The following is an 11,890-nucleotide window of genomic DNA, read 5'->3' on the forward strand; positions in this document are numbered from 1 at the left end:
TGCATTCTCGAATCTCGGCATTCCGCGGCACTTTTTCCCCGTGCTTATGCGGTATAAGAATAGCAGACAGATGGAGGGCTCGGGCACCACCGACGCCAGAACGACCAAGGTAGCACCCAGGGAGGTTTCATGTCGGACATATCGTTGACGGTGAACGGAAAGCGGGTCAGCGGCACTGCCGAAGACCGTACGCTTCTGGTTCATTTCTTGAGGGAAAATCTCGGCCTGACCGGGACGCATGTCGGCTGCGACACCTCGCAATGCGGCGCCTGTGTGATCCATGTCGACGGCAAGGCGGTAAAATCCTGCACGATGCTTGCGGTGCAAGCCTCCGGGTCGAGCGTCGTGACGATCGAAGGGTTGGCGGACGGCGCCGATCTGCATCCGGTGCAGGCGGCGTTCAAGGAGCATCACGGGCTGCAGTGCGGTTTCTGCACGCCGGGCATGATCATGGCGGCGACCGACATGATTAACCGTCACCCCGAAGGCCTCGACGAGGCCACGGTGCGCGCCGAGCTCGAAGGCAACATCTGCCGCTGCACCGGCTACCACAACATCGTAAAGGCGATCCTCGCCGCATCGGAGACGATGGCCAAGGGGGCGAGGGGGAAAGCGAAGCAAGCAGCATAAGGGCAGTAAGGGAGTAGGGCAGTAAGGCAGTAGGGAAAATTGGCTCAAATCCTACTTCCTTACTGCCCTACTCACCTACTTCAGCAATTCGGGAGGAATTTCTGCGATGGGCATTGAAGGTGTTGGCGCTCGTGTAGCGCGCAAGGAAGACAAGCGGTTCATCACCGGCGCGGGGCGCTATGTCGACGACATAGTGGTTCCCGGCATGAAGCATGCGGCCTTCGTGCGCAGCCCGCATGCGCATGCTGAGATCAAGAAGATCGATGTCAAAAAGGCCCAGGCCATGCCGGGCGTCATCGGCGTGCTGACCGGCAAGGAGCTCAAGGCCGACGGCATCGGCAATATCATCTGCGGCTGGATGATCCATTCCAAGGACGGCTCGCCGATGAAGATGGGGGCGTGGTCGCCGCTGGCCTTCGACAGGGTCCGCTATGTCGGCGACGCGGTAGTCGTCGTGGTTGCCGAAACCAAGGGCCAGGCGCGCGACGCGGCCGAAGCAGTCGACATCACCTACAAGGAATTGAAGGCAGTCGTCGATGCTCCGAAGGCGCTCGAAAGGAGTGCACCCCAAATCCATCCGGAAGCCGATAACAATCTGATTTTCGACTGGGAGCTCGGCGACAGCACGGCGACCAACGCCGCAATCAAGGCCGCTGCCCACGTCACCCGCATGAAGATCGTCAACAACCGGCTGGTGCCCAACGCCATGGAGCCGCGTGCGGCACTAGGCTATTACGACAGGGCCGAGGACCACTACACGTGCTGGACGACCTCGCAGAACCCGCATCTTGCGCGCCTGGTGATGAGCGCCTTCTACAATGTCGCTCCCGAAAACAAGCTGCGCGTCATCGCGCCGGATGTCGGCGGCGGCTTCGGCTCGAAGATCTACATCTATCCGGAAGAAATCATCTGCCTTTGGGCCTCGAAGAAAACCGGCGTGCCGGTCAAATGGGTCGCCGACCGCACCGAGAGCTTTCTCACCGACGCCCATGGCCGTGACCATGTCTCGACGGTCGAAATGGCCTTCGACAAGGACAACAGGATCACCGGGCTGAAGGTCGACACCATCGCCAATCTCGGCGCCTACATGTCGCTGTTCTCGTCCTGCGTGCCGACCTATCTCTATGCGACGCTGTTGTCGGGCCAGTACGATATTCCGGCGATCCACGCCAATGTGCGCGCGGTCTACACCAACACCGCGCCGGTCGACGCCTATCGCGGGGCAGGGCGGCCGGAGGCCACCTATCTGCTCGAACGCACCATGGAGACCGCCGCTCGCGAGCTGGGCGTGTCGCCGGCGGAACTTCGCCGAAAGAACTTCATCACCTCTTTCCCGCACCAGACACCGGTCATCATGAATTATGACGCCGGCGATTATGCCGCTTCGCTCGACGCGGCGATGGCAGCATCCGACTATGCCGGGTTTGCCAAGCGCAAGGCCGCTGCCGCCGACAGAGGCAAGCTGCGCGGCATCGGCATGAGCAGTTACATCGAGGCCTGCGGTCTCGCGCCGTCGGCGGCGGTGGGCTCGCTCGGCGCCGGCGTCGGCCTGTGGGAGTCGGCCGAGGTGCGCGTCAATGCCGCCGGAACCATCGAGGTGCTCACCGGCTCGCACAGCCATGGCCAGGGCCATGAGACGACTTTCGCGCAACTGGTCAATCAACGCTTCGGCGTGCCGATCGACAGCGTCTCGATCGTCCATGGCGATACCGACAAGGTGCAGATGGGCATGGGCACCTACGGTTCGCGCTCGGGCGCCGTCGGCATGTCGGCCGTCGCCAAGGCGCTCGACAAGGTCGAGGCCAAGGCCAAGAAGATCGCCGCACATCTGCTCGAGGCCGACGAGGGCGACATCGTCATCGAAAACGGTGCGTTGAAGGTCACCGGCACCGACAAGAGCGTCCCATGGTTCCAGATGGCGCTCGCCGCCTACACCGCCCATAACCTGCCTGGCGGCATGGAGCCGGGTTTGAAGGAGACCTCATTTTATGATCCGTCAAACTTCACCTTCCCGGCCGGCTGCTATGTCTGCGAGGTCGAGATCGATCCGGAAACCGGCGTGACCGAGATCGTCCAGTTCGTCGCCGCCGACGATTTCGGCAACATCATCAATCCGATGATCGTCGAAGGCCAGGTGCATGGCGGCGTCGCCCAGGGCATCGGCCAGGCCTTGCTGGAGGGCACTCGCTACGACGCCAGCGGCCAGCTTTTGACGGCGAGCTATATGGACTACACCATGCCGCGCGCCGACGATCTGCCGTCGTTCAAGGTCTCGACCTCGAACACGCCGTGCCCGGGCAATCCGCTCGGCATCAAGGGCTGCGGCGAGGCCGGCGCCATCGGCTCACCGCCGGCAGTGATCAATGCCATCACCGACGCCATCGGCATCACCGATATCGCCATGCCGGCATCGCCGTCCACGGTCTGGGCAGCGATCCGGGCGACGAAACACTGACAAACGAATAGCGAATAGGGAGTAGCGAATAGGGGAGATAGAGCGGTGCATCGGGGTAAAAATCCCTACTCGCTACTTCCTATTCGCTCTTTCCCCGAAGGGAGAAAGACAAATGTACTCAGTCAACTATCACCGCGCCGCCTCCGTCGCCGACGCCGCCAAGCTGCTCAAGAGCGGCGATGCAAAGCTCTTGTCGGGCGGCATGACGCTGATCCCCGCGATGAAGACGCGGCTTGCCGCGCCTTCCGACCTGGTCGACCTTTCGCGGATCAAGGAACTGCAGGGCGTCAAGGTGTCGGGCAAGACCGTCACCATCGGCGCCACCACCACGCATCACGATGTCGCCAGCAACGAGAAGCTGAAGAAGGCGTGTCCGGCGCTCGCCCATATGGCGTCCCGGATCGGCGATCCGGCGGTACGCTACAAGGGCACGATCGGTGGCTCGATCGCCAACAACGATCCGGCGGCCGACTATCCGGCAGCACTTCTTGCGCTCGACGCCACCATCGTCACCAACAAGCGCGAGATCGCGGCCGGCAAGTTCTTCACAGGCCTGTTCGAGACGGCGCTGAAGGACGGCGAGATCATCACTGCCGTGACCTTCACCGCGCCGGTCAAGGCGGCCTATGAAAAATTCCGCAATCCCGCTTCGCGCTATGCGATCGTCGGGGTGTTCGTGGCCAAGGGCAAGGACGGCGTCAGGGTCGCCGTCACCGGGGCCGGGGATGACGGCGTCTTCCGTTCGAAGGAAATCGAGGCGGCGCTGACCAAGAGTTTCACGGCAGCCGCACTCGACGTCATGAAGATTTCGGCGAAGAATTTGATGAGCGACATCCACGCCTCGGCCGACTACCGGGCCAATCTGATCGCGGTGATGGCCAAGCGCGCAGTGGCTGCCGCCAACGCCTGAAGGTACCGATTGCCGGGTCTTGGGGTTGTCGGCATTTGGAGAAGGGACCTTCGCGGCCCTTTTTCGTCGCTCTCGGGTATGATCGCCGCCCGTGCCAGGGTGTGGTTATCTCGCACTTGCACAGCGCTCTATTGCACGGCAATATGAGCGCAGGAATGCGGGCTGGGGCTCGGAGCGGACAGTCATAGTCTGCAGCCCTTCGCATCGTTCAAATGCGAAGGGACCGGTATGACGGATATCTCCGCGACGCAGCTTGTCGTGCCTCGGTCTGCCGCCGACACATCGTCGAGAACAAGGCTCGCCTATCTCGACGGATGGCGCGGCCTGTCGATCGCGCTGGTGCTGATCGGCCACTTCTTTCCCGTCCCCGGTATCAACCTCGGTGTCATGGGCGTCGAGTTCTTCTTCGTGCTCAGCGGCCGGCTGATGGCCGAGATCCTCTTTGTCGAACGCTATCCGCTCAAGGCGTTCTTCAAGCGCCGGTTCTCCCGCATCTATCCGGCGCTGCTGGTTTTCGTCGTCGCTTCGATGGCTGCCTTGTCCGGCACGTTTGTCGGCTTTGCATGGAAAGCGGCGCTGACGGCGCTGACATTTACCTACAACTATGCCGGGATTCTCGTCAGCCGCGCCGGCGCGCTCGACCATATCTGGTCGCTATGCGTGGAAGAACATGCCTATGTAATCCTGGCGCTGATCAGCTTTGTGGTTTCGGGGCGTACCCGCGTCGTCATGCTGCTCGGCGCGCTGTCGGTGCTGGCCATGGCGAATGGCGCGATCTCATACTGGGCCTTCGGAATGGACTACGAAAGCACCTATTGGCGGACCGACGTGCACATCGCCTCGATCCTGCTGTCGGCGGTGATATGCCTGCTCAAGGCCGACGGCAGGCTGCCGGCCTTGTTCAAGGGGCCGCATGTCGCGGTTGCGACGTCTGCCGGTGCGGTTCTTCTGTTCATGGATGCGGTGCCGACGCCGATCCATTATCTGGTCGCGGTGCCGCTGTTGGCGCTCGCCGTCAATTCGCTCGATTTCAGTACGCGGTACCTGACCGGTTTCCTGTCCTCCTGGCCGATGTCGACGCTGGGGCTGTGGTCGTACTCGCTCTATCTGTGGCAGCAGCCGTTCTACAAATTCGTCTACTCGCAGGGCAGTGCGCTGGTGATGCTGGCCGGAGCGTTCGCTTGCGCTTTGTGCAGCTATTACATCGTCGAAAGGCCGGCCCGTGGCTGGCTGAACCGCAACTGGTAGGGCGGTCGCCTCAGCCGGTGATTTGCCTGGTATAGTAGCGCACCGCCTTCTTGCCGCCGTGGATCACCGCGTCGCCGACCTCGACAAAGCCGAGCGCTGCGTGAAAGGCATCCGACGCCGGGTTGGGCGGGTCGGCATTCACCTCGCAAGTGACGATGGTCAGGCCGGCACGCAACGCATGGTCGAACAGATCCTCATAGAGCCGTCGGGCATGGCCGCGGCCACGCGCTTCTTCCGCAACGACGACGCGGTCGACATAGACGAAGCGCGGAAAACGCTCGCGGAACCACAGGAAGTTCGGGCTGTCGTAGCGGGCGTCCTGGTCGAAGGTCATGATGAAGGCTTCGAGTGCGCCGAGGCGGCGCGCATAAAACGCTTCGCCGAGCAGGAAGGACAGGCGTTCCGGCCCAAGCCACGACAGCTCGGTCGCGTGCTCGTTATTGAGGGCGAGGACGGCGGGCTCGTCCTGCGGCGAGACTTTTTCGATCGGCAACCGTGCTTGCGTCAAATGTTTGCTTCCTTCGGGATCATGCTCGCACCGCCGCAATCGTCGCAGCCACAAGCGCCGCGTCGGTCACCGTATTGCGGTATTCGCGGTCAAGGTCGGTGCCGCCCATCCCAACCTGCGGATTGCGGTAGCACATGGCGCTCGGCACGTCCTTGAGTGCGGCGACGTGTATTTCAGTCAGTCCGGTTCTTTCCCGCACCTCGGCGATGTTAGTGGGGTCGAGCCCGCCGCAACCGAGAATGATGATGCGTTTCCCCGCCTGCCGGACGAGTTCCGCCAGCAGGGCCACGCCGTCCAATGCGGTGTCGCGCTGGCCGCTGGTCAGCACGCGGCCGACCTTGCTGCGGATCAGCGCTTCCAGCGCCTCGGTCGGATCGCGCGTCATGTCGAAGGCACGGTGGCAGGTGACGTTCAAAGGCCCTGCCGCCTGCACCAATTCGCTCATGCGCTTTTCGTCGATGGTACCGTCGGCATTCAGGCAGCCGACGACGACACCGGCCACGCCAAGCTCGCTCAGCGCGCGCACATCGGTGAGCATCGAACGGTACTCGGCTTCACTGTAGAGAAAGTCGCCGCCGTGCGGCCGCACGATGACGTGGACCGGGATCGTCGACAGTTCGAGGGCTGCGCGCACCGTGCCCAAACTCGGGGTGATGCCGCCCTCGACCAGGCTGGCGCAAAGCTCGACCCGGTCGGCGCCGGCGGCTTGCGCGGCCAGCAGGCCATCTATGCCTTCGACACAGATTTCGATCAGCGGCAGGCGAGGGCGTTCGGTATCGGTCACAGGGCGATCCGTTGCGGATTCATGACGTGCAGCCCTAGCATCGGGCTCCTTGCCGCGAAAGCTGGAATTATCGGCTCAACGCGTCGGGTCGCTGCCGTTTGCATTGCCGCCAAGCTCCCGCTTGACACATTCATAACTGCCGAGTTATTGGTAAATCAATAGCTGGCGAGTTATGGGTTTTGGCATGGACAGCGCGACCGACGATTTCTCAGAACCCTCTCCGATCCGACCCGCAGGACGAACGAAACAGTAATACCAAAAACCCGGATGATTGGCATCCGGGATCGGCAAACAAGGAGACCACCATGCAAGCAAGACTGAAAAACCCTGTGCTTCTCATTCCCGGCGCGCTGCAGGCGCTGCTCGCGCTGGACAAGTCGACGGAAACGGCTGACCTGCCCTATGTGACGCGCAAGCTCGTCCATTTGCGCGCCAGCCAGATCAACGGATGCAGCGTCTGTATCGACATGCATGCGCGCGAATTGAAGAAGGCCGGCGAAAAGGACGAGCGCATCTTCAACGTGTCCGCCTGGCGGGAGACGCCTTACTTCACCGACGCCGAACGCGCGACTCTTGCGCTTGCCGAGGCAACAACCCGGCTCTGCGACCGGCCGGACCCGGTGCCGGACGCGATCTGGGACGAGGCCGCCCGGCATTATGACGAGAAGGCGCTTGCCGCACTGGTGGTCCAGATTGCCTTGATCAACGCCTTCAACCGCCTCAACGCCGCCACCAGGCAGATGGTCGGCGCCTGGGGATGAGCCGGCTCGCCGATATGTGCCGTGGCACATGTCGGTTTTCGCGGCGGCGCATCAGATCCGCAAATTGTGGGCGTTCGCGCGCACGAAGTCGATGAAGGCTCGCAGCTTGGGCGGGACGAGACGGCGGCTGGGATAATAGAGGTGGAGCGGTTCGTAGGTGGGACAGAAAGGCTCCAGCACCTTGACCAACGCGCCTGAGGCGAGAAGCGGCGCAGCGAGGCCTTCGACGGCAAAGGCCAGGCCAAGCCCTTGCGCGGCGGCGGTGATGCAGAGCGGAAGTGTGTTCACGACCAGGCGTGCGTCGGGCGTCAACTCGACTTGGCGTCCGTCCACGACGAACTCCCAGGGCGAGATGGCGCGGGTGCGGGTGAAGGCGAAGGCGATGCAGCGGTGGGCGGCGAGGTCGGCGGGTCGCCTCGGCATGCCGTTACGCGCCAGATAGTCCGGGCTCCCCAACACGACCGTCTGCAGCGGCCCGCCCAGACGCGCGCCGACCATATCCTTCTCGAGAAGCTCGCCGATCCGCAGGCCGGCATCGAAGCCCTGAGCGGCGATATCGATGAAGCTGTCGTCGAAGATCAGGCTAAGCCGCACTTCCGGGTAAGCGTCCATGAACGGCCCCATCAGCGGCTCGATCAGCAGCGGCGCGGCGATCCACGGCAGGCTCAGGCGCAGCGTGCCGGCGGGGCGATCGCGGGTCTCGCGCAGCGCCGCGCCAGCCGCCCGGATCTCTTCGGCCGCTGGGCGCACGTGGTCGAAATAGTGGGCGCCGGCTTCGGTCAAACCAACGCTGCGGGTCGTGCGGTTGAAGAGCCGCACCCCCAGACGCTCCTCAAGCCCTTTGACCGCCTCGCTCAAAGAGGTCGGGGCGACGCCGAGTTCGGCCGCGGCGCGGGTAAAGCTCTTGGCCTCAGCGACCTTCACGAAGGCGACGATGCCACTGAACTGGTCGAGGCGCATTGTGAGGATATTCCAAATGGCCTTGTCGAACTATACGGGTTTTTCCGGTGAACAAAAAGCCTCATGGTGGGTCCGACGAATGGGCATCGCTGTTGCGACGGCTCGAACAGGCAAGGAGACAGGACTGATGACCAGGCTCGCTTCGCTCGCCGCCGGCGCTCTCCTGGCCGTGTCCGCCGCCCCCGCGAGCGGCGGTCCTCAGGAAGACCGCAACATCCAGCTGATCAAGGACTATTACGCAGCTTACGCGACCGGGAACCCGGAGGCCGTGCGGCCCTTCCTCGCGCCCGACATCGTGTGGCGCATTCCCGGCCACCATCCGCTCGCCGGCGACAAGCGCGGGCCGGAGGAAGTGGTCGCCTTCTTCCGCGGCTTGGCCGACGGCAAATTTAGGGCTGAGCCGATCTTCTTCCAGGCGCAGGGCGACCTCGTCGTCGACATCCATCGCGGCTGGTCGAACGTCGGCTCAGGTCCCGAGATCGACCAGCTCTACGCCCTGATGTTTCGCATCAGGGACGGCAAGATCGCCGAGGCACAGAATTTTTTGACCGACATGTACCAGTCGGACGCCTTCTACTGGACGCACTACCCGCTGAAGCCACTGCCCGGCCGACTGGCGGACGACCGTTGAGGCGGCGGCCTTCCTAAATCCGTTTCTCGCTCCAAGCCAAAGGAGACTCGCGATGTTGAAAATCCTGACGCTAGCCGCGGCAACCGCCGTCGCGCTCGGCTCCAGCGCCTTCGCCGCACCGCGCGTCGAGCGCGTCACTTTCGCCTCGCACAGTGAGCAGATCGTCGGCGATCTCTATCTGCCCGAGGATATGGACCCGGCGAAAGCTCGGCCCGCGCTGGTCGTGACCGGCGCATGGATGACGGTGAAGGAACAGATGGCCGCCCGCTACGCACGCGAGATGGCCGACCGTGGGTTCGTCGCCTTGACCTTCGATTTTCGCGGTTGGGGCGAGAGCGGCGGCGCTCGGCGTCAATACGAGGACCCCAGCGCCAAGATCGCCGATATCGAAGCGGCGGTCGCCTATCTCGCAACCCGGCCCGAGGTCAGCAAGGACAGCATCGGAGGGCTCGGCATTTGCGCCAGCTCCGGCTATATGGTCACTGCCGCCGCTAAAGATGCCGGGATCAAGTCGGTCGCCTTGGTCGCGCCCTGGCTGCACGATGCCGAGGTGGTCGAGCAGACCTATGGCGGCAAGGACGGGGTCGCCAGGCTTGAAGCCGCGGGCAATGCGCCGAGGCCGCCTATCGCCGCACCGGCAAGCAGGCACTCCTGCCCGCCGCCAGCCTTACCGACCAGCGGGCGAACATGTTCAAGGTGCCCTACTACACCGAGCCCGATCGCGGCATGACCCCAGCCTGGCGCAACGAGGCCGATCCGGCCTTCTGGCGCGGCTGGCTGACATTCGATGCGATCCAGGCTGCTCCGCGCCTGCATCGGCCCTTCCTGATGGTGCATAGCGAGGCGGCTGCCATCCCGCAGGGTGCGCACAAATTTTACGCGCGACTGACCGGGCCGAAGCAGGAACTGTGGCTCGACAATGTGACCCAGTTCGATTTCTACGACGGCGCCGCGCCGGTGGAGGCGGCGACCGACGCCGTCGCCGCGCATTTCCGCACCACGCTGGGCAGTGCAGGGGAGGCAGGACAATGAGCCCCGTCACCCGCCGGCACGTCTTGGCCTCGGCAGTTTTCGCCGCGACGTCTACCGCCAGCTGTGCGCTGGCCTTGAGCACCACGCAGTCCACGGCTGCGCTGACGGTCGAAGACAGGACCGCCATCGCCGAGGCAGTGGCGGGGATCGGCCTTTATGCCGATTTGCGCGAATGGAACCGGATCAAATCCTATCTCGCGGCCCGCGTCACGACCGACTATACGAGCCTTTTCGGTGGCGAGGTTGCGACCAGCGACCGCGACGCGCTGATTGCTCAGTGGCAAGGCCTGCTGCCGGGCTTCGACGCCACCCAGCACCTCATCACCAACATCGTTATCGAAGGCGCGGGCAAGGATGCGGTTGCGCGCAGCCACGTCCGCGCGACCCACTGGTTCGACACCCGGTTCTGGACGGTCGGCGCCAGCTATCTACACCGGCTGGTGCGGACGCCCGAAGGCTGGCGCGTCAGCGCCATCGCCATCCGCCGCCTGTACGAGGACGGCGACCGCGCCGTGCTGGCCGCCGCCGCTGACCGGGTGAACGCGGCGGCGAAGTGAGCAGCCGGCTGGCAGCCACCACTGTTGGCAGCTACTGGCGCAACACCGTGTTCTTGGCGCCTTCTTCGACCTGGTCGATGACCAGCAGCTTGACCGGATCGGCGCCGACATTGGTGGCCTGATGCCACTGCCCGATCATTTCGATGATGAAATCGCCTGACTTATATGTGGTGCTCTTGCCGGTCTCGACATTGGTGACCTGAAGCGTCCCACCCTGGACATAGGCATAGCGGGGAAACGGGTGCTTGTGGACCGGCAAGGTCGCGCCCGGCGCGATCTCAAAGGACGAAACCAGGACCTGCACGTTTTTCTGCGGAAGCGTGATCGGCTGGCCGGACGCCGTCTCGGTGCGCGAGGCAAGCGGGGTCACGACAACCGGGGTGCCGCTGGCGTCCAGCGCGTGCGCGACGGTTGCGGACAGGGCTGCCGCGAGCAGCAGCTTCGTCGATATCAGAATTTCTCGCATGATTTCCCCCCACCACTTCACCATCGCTCAGCAAATTTCCGCGCGCAAGCGTCTCCTTTTGGGAGCACTCCAGCCGCCTCTCCTGAACATGCCAGGCGTCATGCCGCGCGTCGCCCGGAACGTGCGGGAAAGGTGGCTCTGGTCGGCGAAACCTGCCGCGATGGCGGCATCGGCGAGGCCGAGCCCCTGTTCTATCAAGGTGCTGGCGCGACGCAATCTCCGGTCGCGGATATAGGCTGCGGGCGTCAGGCCAATCGCCTTCTTGAAATCCCGGATGACCTGGAACCGGGTGACGCGCGCGGCGTCGGCAAGCCGCTGCAGGTCAAGTTGCGAGCCAAGTTCGCTTTCGACAAGATCCTCGTAGAGCGAGAACCTCTGTCGCGATCCCGAGCTTTCGATCGCTTCGGTTCGCCCTCTCCAATCGCCGTGCCGTACGATGAGATGCCTCAAGGCGACGAGCAGCGACGCCTCGGCTTTCGTTGCGTCCCGGGACGTAGAACCTTCATGCGCCGCCGCCAACGCTGCGGCGAGATCGCTGTCCTCGATGATCGCGTCCGAGAAGACCGGATCGCCATCTCCGCCCAGCTCGCGGGCGAGTCCCGCCATCAGCGGCACCGACGGATAAAACGTCCGGTAGGCCCAGCCTCCATCCGCACCTTGTTCTCCGTCATGCCACTCCTCGGGGTTCACAATGGCAATGCTGCCTGCCGGAGCAAGAACGCTGCGGCGTCCGATGCGGATGCGTTCGCAGCCAGCTGTGATCAAGGCGATCACATAGGTTGGATGGGTGTGCAACTGGTAGCGATGCTGTGTAAAGCGCGCCTTGAACAGGCCAAGGTCAGGGAAACAGGGATGGCGCCAGTATTTCCTGGTCTCGGTCGCGTCCACGTCTTTCTCTCTGCTGCGGTCAATCTGGTTCAAGACGCCTCTTGTGCGACCTTCTAATCG

At 63.5% G+C, this 11,890-nt stretch carries 14 protein-coding genes; 9 read left to right on the forward strand and 5 right to left on the reverse strand.

All coding sequences use genetic code 11. The annotated features are described in order from the left end of the window. The first annotated feature begins 129 nt into the window (after nucleotides 1-129). The 4 genes from BQ8482_RS28025 to BQ8482_RS28040 all read left to right on the forward strand — a co-directional run bounded on the left by BQ8482_RS28025 (nucleotide 130) and on the right by BQ8482_RS28040 (nucleotide 5,243). Complete coding sequence (locus tag BQ8482_RS28025) at nucleotides 130-630, forward strand: (2Fe-2S)-binding protein (protein WP_123150556.1); 501 nt, start codon at nucleotides 130-132, stop codon at nucleotides 628-630. 106 nt (nucleotides 631-736) lie between these two features. Next, nucleotides 737-3,085, forward strand: coding sequence for a xanthine dehydrogenase family protein molybdopterin-binding subunit (locus BQ8482_RS28030; RefSeq protein ID WP_123150557.1), 2,349 nt, complete (start codon nucleotides 737-739; stop codon nucleotides 3,083-3,085). A 112-nt stretch (nucleotides 3,086-3,197) separates the two neighbouring features. Next, nucleotides 3,198-3,995 carry an FAD binding domain-containing protein gene (locus BQ8482_RS28035; RefSeq protein WP_123150558.1) on the forward strand — a complete coding sequence of 266 codons (798 nt, stop codon included), beginning with the start codon at nucleotides 3,198-3,200 and terminating at the stop codon, nucleotides 3,993-3,995. A gap of 228 nt (nucleotides 3,996-4,223) precedes the next feature. Next, a complete protein-coding gene (locus tag BQ8482_RS28040) occupies nucleotides 4,224-5,243 on the forward strand; it encodes an acyltransferase family protein (protein WP_123150559.1) in 1,020 nt (339 codons plus the stop codon). A 10-nt stretch (nucleotides 5,244-5,253) separates the two neighbouring features. Here the strand turns inward: BQ8482_RS28040 and BQ8482_RS28045 are convergent, their stop codons facing one another. After that, a complete protein-coding gene (locus tag BQ8482_RS28045; RefSeq protein ID WP_123150756.1) occupies nucleotides 5,254-5,751 on the reverse strand; it encodes a GNAT family N-acetyltransferase in 498 nt (165 codons plus the stop codon). A gap of 19 nt (nucleotides 5,752-5,770) precedes the next feature. Then, nucleotides 5,771-6,535, reverse strand: coding sequence for a copper homeostasis protein CutC (locus tag BQ8482_RS28050; RefSeq protein WP_123150560.1), 765 nt, complete (start codon nucleotides 6,533-6,535; stop codon nucleotides 5,771-5,773). Between the two features lie 305 nt (nucleotides 6,536-6,840). Between BQ8482_RS28050 and BQ8482_RS28055 the strand changes: the two genes are divergently transcribed. Continuing rightward, the gene (locus BQ8482_RS28055; protein ID WP_123150561.1) at nucleotides 6,841-7,296 is read left to right on the forward strand and encodes a carboxymuconolactone decarboxylase family protein; all 456 of its coding nucleotides are present in this window, start codon (nucleotides 6,841-6,843) and stop codon (nucleotides 7,294-7,296) included. Between the two features lie 51 nt (nucleotides 7,297-7,347). Here the strand turns inward: BQ8482_RS28055 and BQ8482_RS28060 are convergent, their stop codons facing one another. Then, nucleotides 7,348-8,256: a LysR family transcriptional regulator gene (locus BQ8482_RS28060; RefSeq protein ID WP_123150562.1), complete on the reverse strand. Its 909-nt coding sequence runs from the start codon at nucleotides 8,254-8,256 to the stop codon at nucleotides 7,348-7,350. 127 nt (nucleotides 8,257-8,383) lie between these two features. Between BQ8482_RS28060 and BQ8482_RS28065 the strand changes: the two genes are divergently transcribed. Genes BQ8482_RS28065 through BQ8482_RS28075 form a run of 4 tightly spaced genes read left to right on the forward strand, consistent with a single transcriptional unit; the run spans nucleotide 8,384 to nucleotide 10,476 of the window. Beyond that, complete coding sequence (locus tag BQ8482_RS28065; RefSeq protein WP_123150757.1) at nucleotides 8,384-8,887, forward strand: nuclear transport factor 2 family protein; 504 nt, start codon at nucleotides 8,384-8,386, stop codon at nucleotides 8,885-8,887. 52 nt (nucleotides 8,888-8,939) lie between these two features. Beyond that, nucleotides 8,940-9,617 (forward strand): alpha/beta hydrolase, encoded by a 678-nt coding sequence (locus tag BQ8482_RS28070; RefSeq protein ID WP_244603002.1) that lies wholly within the window; start codon nucleotides 8,940-8,942, stop codon nucleotides 9,615-9,617. Continuing rightward, nucleotides 9,575-9,919 (forward strand): alpha/beta hydrolase family protein, encoded by a 345-nt coding sequence (locus BQ8482_RS39620; RefSeq protein ID WP_244603003.1) that lies wholly within the window; start codon nucleotides 9,575-9,577, stop codon nucleotides 9,917-9,919. Before BQ8482_RS28070 ends, BQ8482_RS39620 begins: the two co-directional genes overlap by 43 nt. After that, on the forward strand, nucleotides 9,916-10,476 hold the full coding sequence (locus BQ8482_RS28075; protein WP_123150563.1) for a nuclear transport factor 2 family protein: 561 nt from the start codon (nucleotides 9,916-9,918) through the stop codon (nucleotides 10,474-10,476). Before BQ8482_RS39620 ends, BQ8482_RS28075 begins: the two co-directional genes overlap by 4 nt. A 31-nt stretch (nucleotides 10,477-10,507) precedes the next feature. Here BQ8482_RS28075 and BQ8482_RS28080 read toward each other — a convergent pair whose 3' ends face one another. Together BQ8482_RS28080 and BQ8482_RS28085 are read right to left on the reverse strand one after the other, a co-directional pair. Continuing rightward, nucleotides 10,508-10,942: a cupin domain-containing protein gene (locus BQ8482_RS28080; RefSeq protein ID WP_123150564.1), complete on the reverse strand. Its 435-nt coding sequence runs from the start codon at nucleotides 10,940-10,942 to the stop codon at nucleotides 10,508-10,510. Nucleotides 10,943-10,969: 27 nt separating this feature from the next. Beyond that, nucleotides 10,970-11,830 carry an AraC family transcriptional regulator gene (locus BQ8482_RS28085; protein WP_123150758.1) on the reverse strand — a complete coding sequence of 287 codons (861 nt, stop codon included), beginning with the start codon at nucleotides 11,828-11,830 and terminating at the stop codon, nucleotides 10,970-10,972. Nucleotides 11,831-11,890: the final 60 nt, after the last annotated feature.

The sequence above is a fragment of the Mesorhizobium delmotii genome (assembly GCF_900149755.1).
GTDB lineage: Bacteria > Pseudomonadota > Alphaproteobacteria > Rhizobiales > Rhizobiaceae > Mesorhizobium > Mesorhizobium delmotii.

Excerpts from the sequence above, each read along its gene's own strand:
- BQ8482_RS28075 (WP_123150563.1), top strand. The coding sequence starts at position 9,916 with ATGAGCCCCGTCACCCGCCGGCACGTCTTGGCCTCGGCAGTTTTCGCC.
- BQ8482_RS28060 (WP_123150562.1), bottom strand. The coding sequence starts at position 8,256 with ATGCGCCTCGACCAGTTCAGTGGCATCGTCGCCTTCGTGAAGGTCGCT.
- BQ8482_RS28070 (WP_244603002.1), top strand. The coding sequence starts at position 8,940 with ATGTTGAAAATCCTGACGCTAGCCGCGGCAACCGCCGTCGCGCTCGGC.
- BQ8482_RS28040 (WP_123150559.1), top strand. The coding sequence starts at position 4,224 with ATGACGGATATCTCCGCGACGCAGCTTGTCGTGCCTCGGTCTGCCGCC.
- BQ8482_RS28030 (WP_123150557.1), top strand. The coding sequence starts at position 737 with ATGGGCATTGAAGGTGTTGGCGCTCGTGTAGCGCGCAAGGAAGACAAG.
- BQ8482_RS28065 (WP_123150757.1), top strand. The coding sequence starts at position 8,384 with ATGACCAGGCTCGCTTCGCTCGCCGCCGGCGCTCTCCTGGCCGTGTCC.
- BQ8482_RS28025 (WP_123150556.1), top strand. The coding sequence starts at position 130 with ATGTCGGACATATCGTTGACGGTGAACGGAAAGCGGGTCAGCGGCACT.
- BQ8482_RS39620 (WP_244603003.1), top strand. The coding sequence starts at position 9,575 with ATGTTCAAGGTGCCCTACTACACCGAGCCCGATCGCGGCATGACCCCA.
- BQ8482_RS28035 (WP_123150558.1), top strand. The coding sequence starts at position 3,198 with ATGTACTCAGTCAACTATCACCGCGCCGCCTCCGTCGCCGACGCCGCC.
- BQ8482_RS28080 (WP_123150564.1), bottom strand. The coding sequence starts at position 10,942 with ATGCGAGAAATTCTGATATCGACGAAGCTGCTGCTCGCGGCAGCCCTG.
- BQ8482_RS28055 (WP_123150561.1), top strand. The coding sequence starts at position 6,841 with ATGCAAGCAAGACTGAAAAACCCTGTGCTTCTCATTCCCGGCGCGCTG.